Origin of the sequence: Methylobacterium isbiliense (assembly GCF_022179325.1) — a bacterium.
Lineage (GTDB): Bacteria > Pseudomonadota > Alphaproteobacteria > Rhizobiales > Beijerinckiaceae > Methylobacterium > Methylobacterium isbiliense.
This window is the reverse complement of record NZ_BPQQ01000017.1, coordinates 1-16,087: the sequence shown is the minus strand read 5'-3', so window position 1 is coordinate 16,087 and position 16,087 is coordinate 1. Positions and strand designations below refer to the sequence as shown.

At 69.3% G+C, this 16,087-nt stretch carries 18 protein-coding genes; 12 read left to right on the top strand and 6 right to left on the bottom strand.

Annotated elements, in window-relative coordinates; all coding sequences use genetic code 11:
* Positions 1-134 precede the first annotated feature (134 nt).
* Positions 135-1,202 carry a tlde1 domain-containing protein gene (locus MFF61_RS07865; RefSeq protein ID WP_238234534.1) on the top strand — a complete coding sequence of 356 codons (1,068 nt, stop codon included), beginning with the start codon at positions 135-137 and terminating at the stop codon, positions 1,200-1,202.
* 3 nt (positions 1,203-1,205) lie between these two features.
* Here the strand turns inward: MFF61_RS07865 and MFF61_RS07860 are convergent, their stop codons facing one another.
* Entirely contained in the window at positions 1,206-1,709 is a 504-nt protein-coding gene (locus MFF61_RS07860) for an Rrf2 family transcriptional regulator (RefSeq protein ID WP_238234533.1), read from the bottom strand.
* 95 nt (positions 1,710-1,804) lie between these two features.
* Here MFF61_RS07860 and hmpA point away from each other — a divergent pair, with 95 nt between their 5' ends.
* The 3 genes from hmpA (at position 1,805) to MFF61_RS07845 (ending at position 4,404) form a co-directional block, all read left to right on the top strand.
* On the top strand, positions 1,805-3,046 hold the full coding sequence (gene hmpA / locus MFF61_RS07855; RefSeq protein ID WP_238234532.1) for an NO-inducible flavohemoprotein: 1,242 nt from the start codon (positions 1,805-1,807) through the stop codon (positions 3,044-3,046).
* A gap of 107 nt (positions 3,047-3,153) precedes the next feature.
* Positions 3,154-3,993 (top strand): 3-hydroxyacyl-CoA dehydrogenase family protein, encoded by an 840-nt coding sequence (locus MFF61_RS07850; RefSeq protein WP_238234531.1) that lies wholly within the window; start codon positions 3,154-3,156, stop codon positions 3,991-3,993.
* Between the two features lie 60 nt (positions 3,994-4,053).
* Complete coding sequence (locus tag MFF61_RS07845) at positions 4,054-4,404, top strand: cupin domain-containing protein (protein WP_238234530.1); 351 nt, start codon at positions 4,054-4,056, stop codon at positions 4,402-4,404.
* Between the two features lie 16 nt (positions 4,405-4,420).
* On the opposite strand, the gene MFF61_RS07840 is transcribed toward MFF61_RS07845, so the two are convergent.
* Complete coding sequence (locus MFF61_RS07840) at positions 4,421-5,620, bottom strand: MFS transporter (RefSeq protein ID WP_238234529.1); 1,200 nt, start codon at positions 5,618-5,620, stop codon at positions 4,421-4,423.
* Positions 5,621-5,764: 144 nt separating this feature from the next.
* Between MFF61_RS07840 and MFF61_RS07835 the strand changes: the two genes are divergently transcribed.
* Positions 5,765-6,508: a helix-turn-helix domain-containing protein gene (locus MFF61_RS07835; RefSeq protein WP_238234528.1), complete on the top strand. Its 744-nt coding sequence runs from the start codon at positions 5,765-5,767 to the stop codon at positions 6,506-6,508.
* Between the two features lie 25 nt (positions 6,509-6,533).
* Here MFF61_RS07835 and MFF61_RS07830 read toward each other — a convergent pair whose 3' ends face one another.
* Positions 6,534-6,806, bottom strand: coding sequence for a DUF2312 domain-containing protein (locus tag MFF61_RS07830; RefSeq protein ID WP_238234527.1), 273 nt, complete (start codon positions 6,804-6,806; stop codon positions 6,534-6,536).
* 95 nt (positions 6,807-6,901) lie between these two features.
* Between MFF61_RS07830 and MFF61_RS07825 the strand changes: the two genes are divergently transcribed.
* A complete protein-coding gene (locus tag MFF61_RS07825; protein ID WP_238234526.1) occupies positions 6,902-7,351 on the top strand; it encodes a DUF1476 domain-containing protein in 450 nt (149 codons plus the stop codon).
* A gap of 118 nt (positions 7,352-7,469) precedes the next feature.
* A complete protein-coding gene (locus MFF61_RS07820) occupies positions 7,470-7,790 on the top strand; it encodes a GYD domain-containing protein (protein ID WP_238234525.1) in 321 nt (106 codons plus the stop codon).
* A 189-nt stretch (positions 7,791-7,979) separates the two neighbouring features.
* Here MFF61_RS07820 and MFF61_RS07815 read toward each other — a convergent pair whose 3' ends face one another.
* The 3 genes from MFF61_RS07815 to MFF61_RS07805 form a co-directional block, all read right to left on the bottom strand.
* On the bottom strand, positions 7,980-8,243 hold the full coding sequence (locus MFF61_RS07815) for a hypothetical protein (protein ID WP_238234524.1): 264 nt from the start codon (positions 8,241-8,243) through the stop codon (positions 7,980-7,982).
* Between the two features lie 249 nt (positions 8,244-8,492).
* On the bottom strand, positions 8,493-8,768 hold the full coding sequence (locus MFF61_RS07810; protein ID WP_238234523.1) for a hypothetical protein: 276 nt from the start codon (positions 8,766-8,768) through the stop codon (positions 8,493-8,495).
* Between the two features lie 100 nt (positions 8,769-8,868).
* Positions 8,869-9,630: a CDP-diacylglycerol diphosphatase gene (locus tag MFF61_RS07805; protein ID WP_238234522.1), complete on the bottom strand. Its 762-nt coding sequence runs from the start codon at positions 9,628-9,630 to the stop codon at positions 8,869-8,871.
* A 243-nt stretch (positions 9,631-9,873) separates the two neighbouring features.
* On the opposite strand from MFF61_RS07805, the gene MFF61_RS07800 reads away from it, so the two are divergent.
* The 5 genes from MFF61_RS07800 to MFF61_RS07780 all read left to right on the top strand — a co-directional run bounded on the left by MFF61_RS07800 (position 9,874) and on the right by MFF61_RS07780 (position 16,009).
* Complete coding sequence (locus tag MFF61_RS07800; protein WP_238234521.1) at positions 9,874-10,623, top strand: GntR family transcriptional regulator; 750 nt, start codon at positions 9,874-9,876, stop codon at positions 10,621-10,623.
* A gap of 41 nt (positions 10,624-10,664) precedes the next feature.
* Positions 10,665-11,417 carry an IS6 family transposase gene (locus MFF61_RS07795; RefSeq protein ID WP_238234520.1) on the top strand — a complete coding sequence of 251 codons (753 nt, stop codon included), beginning with the start codon at positions 10,665-10,667 and terminating at the stop codon, positions 11,415-11,417.
* 174 nt (positions 11,418-11,591) lie between these two features.
* On the top strand, positions 11,592-12,668 hold the full coding sequence (locus MFF61_RS07790) for an IS630 family transposase (protein WP_238234519.1): 1,077 nt from the start codon (positions 11,592-11,594) through the stop codon (positions 12,666-12,668).
* 98 nt (positions 12,669-12,766) lie between these two features.
* A complete protein-coding gene (locus MFF61_RS07785; RefSeq protein WP_238234518.1) occupies positions 12,767-15,529 on the top strand; it encodes an RHS repeat-associated core domain-containing protein in 2,763 nt (920 codons plus the stop codon).
* Between the two features lie 240 nt (positions 15,530-15,769).
* Positions 15,770-16,009 carry a hypothetical protein gene (locus MFF61_RS07780; RefSeq protein WP_238234517.1) on the top strand — a complete coding sequence of 80 codons (240 nt, stop codon included), beginning with the start codon at positions 15,770-15,772 and terminating at the stop codon, positions 16,007-16,009.
* Positions 16,010-16,087: the final 78 nt, after the last annotated feature.

The following is a 16,087-nucleotide window of genomic DNA, read 5'->3' as shown; positions in this document are numbered from 1 at the left end:
CGCTCCTGCCCCACAAATGCCGATCCGCACCAGTCCTTTTCTACCCGAGAACCGGGGCTGTTCGGCGCGTCGTGCGCGGCGTCTTGCCTCCGTAGGCGAAGCGATCCGGCGGGGGTCGGTCGGGAGGACGATACGTGACTGGCGTGGATGCGGCACCTTCTCCCTCGTCGGGCGCACGCGCCCCGTCGCGCCGCCGCGGGCTGGCACCGCTCGCTCTGTGCCTCGCCGCCCTGACGGGTGCCGGCGCGTTCGGCGCCCGGTACGCGGAGGTGCAGCCCCCGGCTCCCCACGAGGCCGGCCCGCCGCCCGCCGAGCCCGTCGCCGCCGCGGTGCCCGCCTCCCGCGAGGTCGTGGCGGATCGGGCTCCCGCGCCCGCCACGGACGAGGCGGGCTGGCGGAGCGCGCTCCTCGACGCGGTGGAGACGGTGCCGGGCCCGGCGCCCGCCGCTCCGTCGGACGAGCCCGAGACACCGCCCGTCGTGCAGAGCGCCCCCCTTCCCCAGGCCGTGCCGCTGCCGGTGCCGCGCCCGCCGGAATTCCGCGCGCCGCGGACGGCCAGACCCGGGGCGGCGGACCGGGCCGCGCAGCGCCAGGCCGCGGTCGCCCCGCCGCCCGAGGACACCCGCACCTTCATCGAGAAGCTGTTCGACCTGCCGGCCGCGTCGAACACCGCCCTGTCCTACGCCTCGCTGGAGCCCAGGCCCGTCGAGCCGGGACCGGTGCGGCGCATCCTGCCGCCGGCGAGCGCGAACCCGTCCGGGGGCGTCGCGGTCTACGACATCACCGCCCGCACCGTGACGCTGCCGAACGGCGAGCGGCTGGAGGCTCATTCGGGTCTCGGCCCCAAGATGGACGATCCGCGCCACGTGCACGTGCGCATGCACGGCGCGACGCCGCCCGGCATCTACGACCTCACCGAGCGCGAGGCCCTCTTCCACGGGGTGCGCGCCATCCGCCTCACCCCCGTGGGCGGCCCCGGGGCGGTTCACGGCCGGACCGGCCTGCTCGCCCACACCTACATGCTCGGCCCGAGCGGCCAGTCGAACGGCTGCGTGGCATTCCGCGACTACGACCGCTTCCTCCAGGCCTTCCTGCGGGGCGAGGTGCGCCGCCTCGTGGTCGTGGCCGGGAACGGGATGGATGGGCCGCCCCCCAGCCAGATCGGCCTGCTGACCCGCCCGGCCGCCGCGAACGGCGGCTGAGGGTCAGGGCACGGCCGGGGCGGCCCCGGGCGGAAGGCCCGGCGCGGGGCTCGGCGCGGGGCTCGGCGAAGGACCCGGGATGTCGAGCAGGCGGGCGAGGTCCGTCCGCACCGGTCCCTCCACCAGGTCCGCCAGCGTGACGCCGTCGAGCACCTCCAGGAAGGCCGCCAGCGCCTCGCCGAGGGCGCGCTTCAGGCGGCAGGACGGGGTGATGGCGCAGGCGCCGCCGCCGAAGCACTCCACGAGGGCGAGATCCTCCTCCGTCTGACGCACCACGGCCCCGACCACGATCTCGGCCGGCGGCCGGGCGAGCCGCAATCCCCCGCCGCGCCCGCGGATGGTGCGGATGAGGCCGAGACGGCCGAGCTGGTGCACCACCTTGGTCAGATGGTTCTCCGAGATGCCGTAGGCCCGCGCGATCTCGGCGATCGAACTCTGCCGCGGCTCGTGGACGCCGAGATAGATCAGGGTGCGCAGGGCGTAGTCGGTGTAGCGGGTCAGGCGCATGCGGGCTCCATCACCGTTATAAGGTACACTCTCGTTGCATCTTTTAAAGGCGGCCTCTATAAGGTGCATGCGCTATGCACCTTTGAGAGCTGCCGATGCCCACTCCGCTCACCCCCGCCACGATTGCGCTCATCAAGGCCACCGTCCCGGCGCTCGACGCCCACGGCCTCGCCATCACCCGGCGCATGTACGAGCGCCTGTTCGAGAACCCGGACATCCGCGACCTCTTCAACCAGTCGCATCACGGCGAGACGGGATCGCAGCCCAAGGCGCTGGCCCAGGCGGTGCTGGCCTACGCCCGCAACATCGACAACCTCGGGGTGCTGGGCGGCGCCGTCGAGCGCATCGCGCAGAAGCATGTCGCCCTGAACATCCTGCCCGAGCACTACCCCTTCGTGGCGGATGCCCTGCTCGGCGCGATCGGCGATGTGCTCGGCGAGGCGGCGACGCCCGAGATCGCCGCCGCCTGGGGTGAGGCCTACTGGTTCCTGGCCGAGCTGCTGATCGGGCGCGAGGCCGCGATCTACCGCGCGCAGGCTTCGCGGCCCGGCGGCTGGAACGGCTGGCGCGACGTCGTGGTGGAGAGCGTAACACCCGAGAGCGAGACGATCCGCTCGTTCGTGCTCGTCCCGGCGGATGGCGGACCGGTGCTGCGGCACGAGCCGGGCCAGTATCTCGGCTTCCTCGTCACGCGGCCCGGCCAGGGCGTGCTGAAGCGCAACTACTCGATCTCCTGCGCCCCGAACGACCGCGCCTACCGCATCACCGTCAAGCGCGAGGAGCGGGCGGGCGAGCCGGCGGGCCTCGTCTCGACCTGGCTGCACGATCACGCGGGTCCCGGAACCCTGTTGAAGGTCTCGGCCCCGGCGGGCGAGTTCGTCCTCGACCGGGCGGACGAGACGCCGGTGGTGCTGGTCAGCGGCGGCGTCGGCCTCACCCCGTTGGTGAGCATGCTGGAGACGATCACCGCGACCACGCCGGCGCGTCCGACATGGTTCGTCCACGGCGCCCTGAACGGCCGCGTGCACGCGATGCGTGACCACACCCGTTCGCTCGCGGCCGGCCGGGACACCATCCGCCTCAAGACCTTCTACGCCGAACCGGAGGCGCAGGACCGGCTGGGCGACCATTACGACGCGCAGGGCCTGATCACCGCGGACTGGCTCGTCGCGCACACGCCGCACGCGGCGGCGACCTACTACCTGTGCGGGCCGAAGCCCTTCCTCGCCTCCCTCGTGCACGGGCTGCAGCGCCACGGCGTGCCGGACGACCGGGTGCGGTTCGAGTTCTTCGGGCCGGCTGACGATCTCCTTGACGCGCCCCGGCAGGCGGCTTGAGTTCCGGCGCGCCGCGGGGCGGCGCGCGCGCTCCTCCCGCGCTAAGGTGAGCGGGCGGCCGGCACGACGGCCGCGGACCGACGGGAGGAGACGCAGTGACGAGTGCGATGACAGTAGGCGTCGTGGGGGCGGGCCTGATGGGGTCGGAGATCGCCCTCACCTTCGCGCTGGCCGGGCACCCGGTGGTGCTGGCCGACCGGTCGTCCGAGGCGCTGGCCGCAGCGCTGGAGCGGCTGCAGGGCGTCTACGAGCGGGGCGTGCAGCGCGGGGCGCTGCCGGCCGCGGAGCGGGACGCCGCCTTCGGCCGGCTGTCCACGACCACGGATCTGTCGGGGATGGCCGCCTGCGGCTTCGTCACGGAAGCCGTGTTCGAGCAGCAGAGCGTGAAGGCGGCGGTGTTTCGCGACCTCGACGCGCATTGCCGGCCGGACTGCATCCTGGCCACCAACACCTCGACGATCCCGATCAGCGTGCTCGCCGCCGAGGTCAGTCCGGCGCGCCGGCCGCGCTTCCTCGGCACGCACTACTTCTCGCCCGTGACGCGCATGAAGCTCGTGGAGGTGATCCCGGCCTTCGAGACCGCGCGCGAGGTGGTGGAGGCGACCCTCGCCCTGTGCCACGCCATCGGCAAGACGCCGATCGAGATCAAGGATGTGGCCGGCTTCGCGGTGAACCGCCTGCTGCACGCCTTCATGATCGAGGCGGTGCGTCTCGTCGAGGAAGGGGTGGCCACGCCCGCCGACATCGACACCGCCTGCCGGCTCGGCCTCGGCCACCCGGTCGGCCCGTTCGAACTGATGGACGCCACGACCTCCAGCCTCTGCCTGCAGGTCCAGGAGATCCTGCAGGACGCCTACGGCGAGCGCTTCCGGCCGCGTCCGCTCCTGAAGCAGCGGGTCAAGGCCGGGTATGTCGGGGGCCGCGGCAAGCCGGGCTGGCGGCGCTGACGGGGGGCCGCATCCGGCGCTATGCTGGATCCTCCAAACCTCCACCGTCGAGGGATCCGCATGCGCGCCATCCGCCTTGAGGAGAAGCTGTCCGCCTTCTCCGAGCACTGGTCGCCCAAGATCGTGACCCGCTTCAACGGCCACGACGTCATGGTGGTCAAGGTCAAGGGCGAGTTCGTCTGGCACGCGCATCCCGACACGGACGATCTCTTCTTGGTCCTCAAGGGCCGGCTGACGATCCAGCTGCGCGACGGCGACGTGCATCTCGGTCCCGGCGACCTCTACGTCGTGCCCAAGGGCGTCGAGCACCGCCCGGTGGCGGAGGAGGAGGTCCACCTCCTGCTGATCGAGCCGGCCGGCACGCCGAACACCGGCGATCCCGCGACCGCCGCCGCCAAGACCGAGATCTGAGCGCGGCCGGCCTCACTCACTCCGCGGGCGCGGCGGGCCGGGCGGGGGCAGCCTGCTGCGCGATGGCGTGGAACGCCACCGCGGCGGCGAACACCACGGCCCCGAAGCCGGCCGCCGCCGCGAGCACCAGCCGGAACCCGCCCATCCCGTGCAGCAGCGCGATCAGCGGCACCGCGAACCCGCTCGCCGTGAAGCCGAGGAAGTAGCGCACGCTGAACGCCTTGGCCCGGTGCCGGGGCGGGACGTAGCGCGCCACCATCGCGTCGTTGACGACGACCTGCCCGTAGATCGCCGCGGTGATCAGCACGAGGCCGGCGACGAGCGGCAGCCCGCCCGCCGCCGCGGCCAGCCCGAGGCCGAGCGGCTGCAGGGCCGCCAGACCGACGAAGATCGTGGGCAGGCTGAAGCGGTCGACGAGGCGGCCCATCAGCAGCTGGGTCAGCGCGCCGAACCCGAACACCAGCGTGGCGAGCGAGCCGGTCAGCACCAGGGGCAGGTCGAGCCCGAGCCGCTCGTCGAGCACCTTGGGCAGCGCGATCGTGGTCACGTTGAAGGTCATGCCGCCCGCCACCACCGCCATGCCGAACACCGCCAGGAGCGCGAGCGGGCGTGCCACCGGAATGAGCGGGGCGCCGCCCGCCTTCTGCCCCGACCCCTCCCCGTCGCCCGGCACCAGGGCGAGGAACGCCGCCCCGGCGGCGAGGCAGACGAGGCCCGGCAGGACGAAGGCCGCCCGCCAGCCCAGGGCGGCGGCCACGAGGGCGGTGACGCCCGAGGCGGAGGCCGCGCCGAGATTGCCCCAGACCCCGTTGATGCCGAGGTCGCGCCCCAGCCGGCGCGCATGCGTCACCAGCATGGTCGAGCCGACCGGGTGATAGATCGCCGAGGCCACGCCCAGCACCAGGAGCCACACCGCGAAGGCGGTGCGGCTTCCCGCCGAGGCGACGCCCAGGCAGGACAGGCCGTAGCCGAGGAAGAACACCGCCAGCAGCGTGCGGCGGCCGAACCGGTCGGCGAGCCAGCCCATCGGCAGCGAGCAGAGCCCGAAGGCCACGAAGGCGCCGGTGGCGAGCCCGATCAGCGTCGCGTAGTCGAGGCCGGTCTCGGCCGCGATGGCGATCACCGCGGTCGGATAGATCAGCAGCACGAAGTGATCGAGCGCATGCGCGATGTTGACGAACAGCAGCGTGCGGCGGGAGAGGCGGTCGGGACTCATCGGCGACTCTTCGGAGATTCTTCGGCAGGCGCCCGGGATGCGCGTCAGCCGGCATCCTACCTTGACCCGTTCGCGCGGTCGGGTCGAACCTGCGTGCGATCGGGCCAATGGCGCGGGGCAAGGCGCGGGGCAAGGGAGGAGGCGATGCGCTCGGAGCGCGCGGCGGATTACCAGGACGTGCCGCGCCGGCTGGCGGTGATGCCCAAGACCTACCCGGCCGGCAGCACGACGGGCCTCCACAGCCATCCGCGCGCGCAACTGCTCTACGCGACGGCCGGGCTCATGGTGGCCGGCACCGCACTCGGCACCTGGGTCGTGCCCTCGGGCCACGCCCTGTGGATTCCCCCGGGCGTGCTCCACGACGTGACGATGTGCGGCCCAGTCGCGATGTCCTCGGCCTACATCGCGGTCGACGGCACGGAGGCGGCGCAGACGCCGTGCCGGGTCCTGAGGGTCTCGCGGCTGCTGGCGGCGGCGCTGGCGGCCATCGCCGAGGAGCCGGTCCTGTACGACGAGGCCGGGCGCGGCGGCCTGCTCGCCGCGCTGGTGCTGGACGAGATCATGCGGGCGCCCGAGACGCCGCTGGCCCTGCCGATGCCGCAGGATCCGCGGCTGCGGCGCGTCTGCGCGCAGATCGTCGCCGATCCGCGCGCGCCAGGCGACCTCGATGCCTGGGCGGGGCTCGCGGGAGCCAGCCGCCGCACGCTGACGCGGCGGTTCCGGGCCGAGACGGGCCTGAGCTTCGGCGCGTGGCGGACGCGGGCGCGGATGGCGCGGGCGCTGGCGCTCGCCGCCGAGGGGACCGCGCCGCGGGCGGTCGCGGCGGCGGTCGGGTACGCCAACCCGCAGGTGCTGCACGGCGTCATGCGGCGCACCCTCGGGTCCTGAAGCCGCCGGAGCCCGGCGGCCGCGCTCAGGCGGCCTGCGCGCTCGGCACCGGCACCGGCGCATCCATGGCACGCATGTAGACGTCGAGCAGCGTCTCGTGCTCGTCGCGCTCGTCCTGGTCCTGCTTGCGCAGCTTGATGATCTCCTTGAGGATCTTGACGTCGAGACCGTCGCTCTTGGCTTCGAGGAAGATCTCCTTCTTGGCCTCGTTGAGGTCCTTGATCTCCTCGTCGAGCTTCTCCACGCGCTCGATGATCGTGCGGATCCGGTCGCCCGGGATGCCGGCCGTGTCGCTCATGGTTGCTCCTTCCTCACAACGGACGCGCAAGGTCGGGCATCGCGCTTAGCGAGGCGTTAAGCCGGGCAAGCGGCGGCCCGCCGCAGCCCTGCGCCATGAGTCAATCACCCTCCAGGCTAACAAATGTCATTGTCGAGCCTCGTCGCGATCCTGAAGTCTGTCGCTCCAAGGAGGAAAGAATGATCAAAGCTTTTGAAGAGCGCGAGCGCGCCGCCGAGCTTTTATTCGCCCGCTACGAAGAAGCGCGATTTGCCGCTCACTGCTACGCCGTGCGGGCGCTGGCAGCTTATGCTGTGCGACAGCTCGGAGTGAACGACCAGACCTCCGAAGCCTATGCCCGGGTGCTGATCGCCGCGATGATCGGCGGCGTCGACGACGAGGCCCTGCTGGCGCGCGTCCAGGCCGACCTCGCGGCGAACGGGGTCGATGTGTCCCTGACGGATCTGCGCGACGAGATGAGGCGGTCGACCGCACAGGCCGCGGGGACCGCCGGCCTCGTCGCCGCCCGCATGACCCGCCGGATGGCAGGCCGGGCCGCGGCCTGACGGTCCCAGGGCCATCGGGTGACCCCGATGGCCCTGCTGACGGCCACTCCGTTCATCGACGTCCGCACCGCGACGTGGCAGACTGGCGCCCGGTCGTTCTGTCCCGCGGAGGCCGGCGATGACCACCTACATCATGCTCGCGAACTGGACCGATCAGGGCGCACGCGCAGCCAAGGATTCGCCCGAACGGCTCGACGCCGCCAAGGCGATGCTGGCCGCGATGGGCGGACGCTTCCAGCAGGTCTTCCTCACGATGGGCGGCTACGACGTCATTGCCGTCTACGAGGCGCCGGACGACGCGGTCGCGGCGCGGTTCAACCTGCAGCTCGGCATGCTGGGCAATGTCCGCACCCAGACGCTGAAGGCGTTCCCGGAGGCCGCCTTCCGGCAGATCGTGGCCTCCCTCGGCTACGAGGGGGCGCCGCGCTGGCGGAGCTGAGGGCCGGGCCGGCTCAGTCGGCCTCGTCGTCCTTCTCCAGGCAGTCGCGGCAGAGACCGATGCGGTAGACGTCCCGCTGCTCCTCCTCGTCCTCCGGCATGGCGCCGCACGCCTCGCACACGCCGGCCAGGGATGGAATGCCGCCGGCACGGTCCGTCCCGGTGCCGCCCCTGGCGGGCGCCCTCGGCCTCAGGAGGGCCAGGACATGCTTGGCGAGGGAGGTGATGGCGCGGCCCCGTCGTCGAGATAGTCCTCAAGCCATGCGGGCGTGAGGATCAGGCCGCCCGCGGTGATGATCCACGGGCTCGCCTCCGGATCGGTCAGCGCATCCGCCGCGGCCGCGAGCGCCTCGCGCACCGTCGCGAACTCGACCGGCAGCACCGCCTTGAGGCAGTCCGGTCTGGACTGCCAGACCGTCAAGCTGGCAGGTCCGTCGAGGTCAAGGTCCGACATGCGAGCACTGGCCAAGATGGCGTCTCACGGTGGTGTGCCGAGTTCTTCCATCGGCAGGCACAGGCCGTGCCAAATCGGAACGATATCGCCGCCTGACGGTCCCGAATGGGGCTGAGCCGAGACGACGCCGGCATCAATGCCGCGCGGGTGCAGTCAAGGCCGGTTCATCGTGCCCCGGAGCGGAGCGCGCGGCGCACAGGAGCCTCGTCGCGCAGACCAGGGGCGCCCCGCATCGCGCGGCCCGGACGCTCAGTGCCGGGTCGGGCGCAGCCGCATCAGGCCGCTCATGTGGCGCTCGTGCAGTTCGGCCAGTTGCAGCACGAGGGTTTGGCGCTCGGCCCTGTAGCGGAGGTCGAGCCGGGCCAGGGCCCGGTGCTTGAGCGCCTCGTCGATGGGGCTCTCATGAACGCGACCCCGCGCGAGGTCGTACTGCGTCTCCAGATCGGCGAGACGCGCGAGCATGGTCTGAAGCGGCTCGAGGTCGCCGGGATCCGACGACGGCCCGAGCGGCGCGTGCGCCTTCATGGACGCCTCCCATCTCTTGTACCTTAGTACAAGACATCGACCGGCGCGCGCGAACTGGGAAGAGGTTTTACGGTTAGGGCGAGCGCGTCCGGGACGGCCGTCACCGTGCCGCAACCGGCGAGGCGATCTCGCAGCCATGGTCGAGGAGGGCCTCGGCGTGGGCGCGCGGGGCCTGCCGGGCGAGCACGATGAAGCCCGGACGGGGGTCGTCCGCCGCCGTGGCCACGACGGCGAGACTCGTCGCGCGCAGGCCGCCCCGGATCGGCGGGAGCCGGGACAGGGCCGCGAACGGGTTGAAGTCACGCGCCTTCGCGGCGTCGACCCGCAGGCCGTCGTAGCGTCCGCCCTTGAGCCCGAAGGGCAGCCGGGTCCAGGTGGCGCCGATCGCCCGTGCATGGGCGTCGAGCGCGGCACGGACGCCCGGATCCACGCAATCGAGGTGGATGTGGAGCTGGTCCTGCGAACGGCCGCCCTTGGAGTTCACCGCCATCGCGACGTCGTTCAGCGGCAGCCGGCCCTTCAGCGCCGCGACGACGAGCGGGCGGGCCTCCAGGGCGGCACGCCAGTAGGCGAGGCCCGGCTCCCCCTGCAGCACCGGGTCCTCAAGGCCGGAGACGGGCGTCGTGGGCACGACGAGCAGGTGGCTGCGCGCCCCGGGCGGCCGGACCAGCGCGGTGCCCGGATCGGCCGCGCTGCCCGGGCTCACCCGCACGCACGGGAAGGGCGAGCCCACCAGCCGCTCGGCGCCGACGCAGGAGCGCACCACCAGCCAGAGCGCGTCGCGCGGCAGCGCCTCGACCGCGCCGGCGAGGACGACGAGGGCCGGCACGGACAGGAGCGTGGCGCGGATGTCGACGGGCACGCGGCCTCTCCGGTGAGTGCAGGCGCGCGATCTCCGCCCCGGCGGCCACGCCGCGCCATCCTGTCACCCGACCCCCGCCGCCGTCCACTCCGGACGAGGCTGCCGGCCAGCGCGCGCCGGGAGCGCACGCCTGAACCGCACGCCTGAACCGCTTGCAAATCTAATATATCAGTTTACGGTGCGGGTCGGGGAGGCCCTCCGGGACCGGCGCGCTCCAGCGCCGGCGGGTGAGGGACGAGAACGATGCCGGGCCGTTCCACGCCGACGATGCGCAAGGCGCCGAACCGCTTCCCGTCCGCGCCGCGGCCGGGCCGGGCGCCCTCCGCCGCGGCGGTGATCCGCCAGGAGCTGCGCGCCGAGATCGCGTCCCTGGCCCTGCTGCCGGGCCGGCCGATCAACGAGAAGGAGATCGCCGCCCGCTACGGCGTCAGCCGCACGCCGGTGCACGAGGCGGTGCTGCGGCTCGCCGACGAGGGGCTGGTGGAGATCTTTCCTCAGGCCGGCACCTACGTGGCGCGCATCCCGTACCGGGACCTGCCGGAGGTGATCGTCATCCGCCGCGCCCTGGAGGAGGCGAGCGCGCGGCTCGCCGCCGAGAACGCCGCCGCCCCCGACCTCGCCGCGCTCGATGCCAGCATGGCGGCGCTCGGCGAGGCGGCGCGCAGGCAGGACCGCGAGGCGTTCCACCAGCACGACGAGGATTTCCACGCCGCGGTGGCCGTCGCGGCGGGCTATCCCGGCCTGTGGCGGCTCACCCAGCAGGTGAAGATCCAGGTCGACCGCTTCCGCCGCCTCACCCTGCCGCAGCCGGGCCGGTTCGCGCGCGTGCTCGACGAGCACGCGGCCGTGCTCGCCGCGATCCGCGGGCGGGACGCCGCCCGCGCCGGCGCCGCGATGAGCGCGCATCTCGACGGCCTGCTCGCCGATCTCGGCGGCATCGCCGGATTGGGGCCTGTCGCAAACGCGGATGGGCCGCTGTTCACGGGTCGTTAGCCATACCTGCCCAGCTTGCCGCCTCCCTCCGGAGCCGGCCCATGATCCTGAATGCTCTCGACTTCAAGCTGAAGCGCCAAGCCCGTGGCGACTTCCGGGGCCGGCACTTCGAAGCCACCCTGATCGTCCAGGCTGTCTCCTGGTACCTGCGCTACGCGCTCAGCTACCGCGACATCGAGGAGATGCTCCTGGAGAGGGGCATGGAGATGGACCACTCCACCATCAACCGCTGGGTGCTCGCCTATGCGCCGGCCATCGAGCGCTGCCTGCGCCGGTTCCGCAAGCCGCACTGCGGGTCCGTGCGCGTGGACGAGACCTATATCAAGGTGCGGAGCCAGTGGCGCTACCTGTACCGGGCCATCGACAAGCACGGGCAGACGGTCGACTTCCTGCTCACGGCCAACCGCGACCTGGACGCGGCCAAACGCTTCTTCCGCAAGATGCTGCAGGATCAGCCGCTTCTCGCGCCCGACCGCATCGGCACCGACGGCGCTGGCCCCTACCCGCCGGCGATCGCTGAGAGCCGCAAGGAGGACCTGCTGCCGCGCGCTCCGATCCACCACGTCACCAAGCACCTGCAGCAAGGGATCGAGAGCGACCACTTCCGCGTGAAGCGGGCGATGCCGCGGGTGGGCGGGTTCCGCTCCTTCCACACAGCACGGCGCACGATCCAGGGGTTCGAGGCCATGCTGTGGCTGCGCAAGGGCTTCGGGTTCTCAGGGGCGTGGACCGTCCGGGAGCAGAACCAACTCCTCGCCACCCGCTTTGGACTTCCCGTCGCGAACAAAGCATGAAAGTGGATCGCAGAGGCCCTTCTGCGGCCTGCAGCCGAGTTTGCGACAAGCCCCAAAGCGTCGCATCCCGCTCACATGGGCGCTGGCCCCGCACCTGTGAACCCCTTTGCAGAGACGCTCTAGTGTCCTGCGTCTGAAGTTTGTGACAAAGTGTGGGTATGCTGGGAGGTGCCGATGGCCTACCGCGTGCCCACCCCTGTCGACCTGAGCGCCGCGGAACGAGCCGAGCTTGAGAGCTGGGCGCGCCGCCGCAAGACAGTACAGGGTCTCGCCCTGCGCGCCAGGATCGTGCTGCGGGCCGCCGACGGGCTGAGCAACACCATCATCGCGGCCGAGCTGAACACCGGCAAGCACACGGTCGGCAAGTGGCGTGAACGGTTCGCCCGCGAACGCACGGACGGGCTGCTCGACGAGCCGCGGTCAGGGGCACCGCGCCGGATCGGCGACGAACAGGTCGCCGAACTCGTCGACCGCACGCTGTCCGAGCGGCCAGCGGGCGCCACTCACTGGAGCCGGCGCAGCATGGCCAAGGCCAGCGGGGTGTCGGGCAGCACGGTCGGGCGTGTGTGGCGGGCGTTCGGCCTGCAGCCGCACCGGTCCGAGACCTTCAAGCTCTCGACCGACCCGCTGTTTGCCGAGAAGGTGCGCGACATCGTCGGGCTCTACTTGGCTCCACCCGCCCGTGCCCTGGTTCTCTGCGTGGACGAGAAGTCCCAGGTCCAGGCTCTCGACCGCACGCAGCCGCTGCTGCCGCTGCGGCCCGGCCAGGCGGAGCGGCGCACCCACGACTACGCCCGGCACGGCACCGCCAGCTTGTTTGCCGCCCTCGACGTGAAGGCCGGCACGGTGATCGGGCAGTGCTACCCGCGTCACCGCGCCAGCGTGTTCCGCCACTTCCTTGACGAGATCGAGGCGGCGGTGCCGGCCGACCTCGACGTGCATCTGGTGCTCGACAACTCGGCCACGCACAAGACCAAGCTGATCCGGGACTGGCTGGCGCAGCGCCCGCGCTACCACGTGCACTTCACCCCGACCTCCGCCTCGTGGATCAACCAGGTCGAGCAGTGGTTCGGGCTTTTGACGGAGCGGGCGACCCGGCGTGGGGTGCACTGCTCGGTGGAGGATCTTGAACGCGACATCCGCGCCTTCATCGCGGCCACGAACGCCGACCCGAAGCCGTTCCGGTGGGTGAAGTCAGCTGACGCCATCCTGGCCAGCGTCAAACGCTTCTGCTTGCGAACGCTCGACTAAGACACAGAATATCTGTCTTTGTCATAAACTTCAGGCGCAGGACACTAGGCAAGGCGGCGGTGTACCGCTTTAGCCGAAACACACAGTCTGATGTGCGATTGGTATCGATTGATGGGCAACCGAGCGCGAACTGTGTCGCCGGTGCGCGCGGTTTGACTTATGACGCGAACAAGTTCATCGCGTCGGAGACAGACGAAGAAGGACGCGTAACCGCCTACGTGCGCGATGTCAGCGGCCGTCCGACCTCGATCACCCGCGGCTCGGGAACGGCTCAGGCCTCCACCACGACGATCACTTGGCATCCGACCTTCAACGCTCCGTCACAGACCGTGGAGCCAGGCCTGACGACGGACTTCACCTACAACGGCAGCGGTCAGCTCACCCAAGTGAAGCAGACCGACACGACTTCTTATACCGTCCCGTTCTCCACCAACGGGCGCACTCGCATCTGGACCTACGCCTACGGCGTAGGGGGCCTCCTAGCCTCCGCCGATGGACCGCTCGCGGGAGCCGGAGACACCACTTCCTATACCTACAACGCCTCGGGATACCTTCAGACCTCCACCAACGAGCTGGGGCAGATGACCACCGTCACCGCCTGGAACTCGCGCGGTCAGCCCACCGCAGTCACGGGCATCGACGGTGTGGTCACCGCCTACGCCTACGACGGCATGGGCCGCCTCACCGCGATCACCATCAATCCAGGCTCATCCCAAGCCACCTGGAGCATGACGTACACCCCAGCGGGCGACCTTGCCTCCTATACCGAGCCCGCGGGCGCGGCCTACACGCTGACCTGGGACGACAGCCGCCGTCTCACCAAGGTCACCAACAATCTCGGTGAAGCGGTCGGCTACACCCGTGACGCCATGGGCGGCGTCACGGCCAAGACCATCACGGCCTCCGACGGCACTACCGAGATGTTCAGCCTGACCAATACCTTCGACGAGCTCGGCCGCCTCATCAAGCAGGTGGGTGGCGAGGGGCGCACCTGGAGGTATGCCTACGACAAGACCGGCAATCTCACCGGGATCACCGATCCGCGCAGCAAAACTCTCGCTTACGGGTACGACGCGCTCGGCCGCCTCGCCACCGAGAGCGAGCGCGACGGCGGCGTGGTGCAGCACGCCTACAACGGCAAGGACGAGGAGACCTCCTACACCGATCCACGCAGCCTCGCGACCACTTACGTGCGTAATGGTTTCGGCGAGGTGATCCAGGAGACCTCGCCCGATCGCGGCATCACCGTCTACGACTACGACGCGCGCGGGTTGATGATCTCTAGGAAGGACGCGCGAAACGTCACCACCTCCTATACCTACGACAATGCCGGCCGCCTAAAGAGCCGCTCCTACCCCACCGCGGCTCTGAACGAGAGCTTCGGCTACGACGAGCCCTCCGCCGGAGCCCTCGCCAAGGGACGGCTGACCAGCATGCAGGACGCGGCCGGCACCTCCGTCTTCTACTACGACGCGGTTGGCCGGGTGACGGGCGAGGTGCGCACGATCGGCAGCTATGCGCACTCCGTGGCCTACTCCTACGAGGAAAGCGGGTCCGGCCGGCTGCGGTTCCTGACCTATCCGTCGGGACGGATCGTCGCGTACGGCTACGATGCCATGGGACGGGTCACCTACGTGGCGCTGAAGGCCTCGTGGAGCGCGCCCGAGCAGGTGATCGCCTCCTACGTGGGCTACTACCCGTTCGGCTCCCTGCGCGGCTTCGCCTTCGGCAACGGCCTGAACGCGTGGTCGACGATGAGCCTGGAGTACAAGCTCGACGCACTGTACCTCGACCCGGCGGCCGGCGGGCCGAGCTTGATCACGCGCTATCACTGGTTCGGCGACGGGCTCAACCTGATGGCGCTGAACAACGACAGCGTCGATCCGAACCAGACCCAGCGCTTCGCCTACGACGCGGGCCGCCTGCTGACCGCGACGGGTCCGTACGGCTCCCTGGGCTGGAGCTACGACAAGGTCGGCAACCGCCTGAGCGAAGCCAGGACGCTCGCGGGCACGACCACGACCCAGAGTTACGCGTATCCGACCAGTTCGAACCGGCTGAGATCGGTCAGCCAGGGCGGGACGGCCCTGCGCTCGTTCCTGTACGACGCGGCCGGGAACCTGACGAGCGACACGCGCGCAGGCACGGCCTACAGCTACACGATCAGCGGCGCCGGGCGGATCGCGCAGGTGCAGGTCGGAGGCGTGGTGAGGGCGAACTACGCCTACGACGGCAGGAACCGCCTGTCGGTGCGGCAGACGCTGAACCTGACGCCGTCGGGCACGACGCACCTGATCCACGACGTGTGGGATCGGGTGCTGGTGGAGACGAACGGTGCGGGCGCGGCGGTCCGGGAGTACGTCTGGGTGGGCGACATCCCAGTGGCGGTGGTGGACAACTCGGCCGGCGGCACGAACCCGACCTTGCTGTGGGTCCACGTGGACCACCTGGGCCGTCCGGAGCTGATGACGGATGCGACGCAGGCGGTGAAGTGGCGAGCGGCGTACGAGCCGTTCGGAACGGTGGCGTCGGTCACGGGGCCCGCGGCGCTGCAGATGCGCTTCCCGGGGCAGTGGTTCCAGCTCGAGGCGGGATTAGCCTACAATTGGAACAGGCATTACGATGCTACGATAGGACGGTACACTCAGGCAGATCCATTCGGGCTGAGTCAAGGGCCTCAATTGGTAAGCTTTTATGAAAAAATTGATCTAGAAATGAAAAAGAAAGATAATTCAATTTCGATTGATGGCTCGTACAATACGGGGTTTTTAAGATATTTATCTAAAATATACGAGGATCATGAAATGGGAAATACATTTATTTTACCAAAAAAAATACGTCAAAAAATTTCTTGTCGGTAAATAAAAGAAGCGGAAATAATTTTTATATTTATGCAAATCAAAATCCTATTCAAAATAAAGATAAAAACGGTCTCATGGTTAGCGGTCCCTTTACGCCGCTCCCACGAGATAACAACAAGTGTCTACATGATCCGTCTGAGAAGGAATGCAAGGAAAGGCTTCGTGGATGTCAGAAGGGATGTGCAATGTCTTTTGCGAACGGATTGTTTAGTACACCAGGAGCAATGCGAGCCTGCATTCGTGAATGCATGGAATCTTTTGGTTGCGGCGGTTATTATTAGGAGAAATAAAGTGAAAAACATAAAATCTGAATATGAAAAACTTAACATTTCTCTCCAAAAACTAATCGAAGCACTTGAAGAGCCAATGAAAATCGCTAGCCAGATTGATGATTTAAAAATAAAATTGGCAATCGGAGAACTTTCTGCCGATATAATTGGAAAAATAGATTATGAAATAAAACCAATGTTAAATAAATAGATTTCTATAAAAATGTAATATCGCCTATTATCAGACCGTTGCAAAGGGATATCTTCGGCAACGGTCTGATAATAGGCG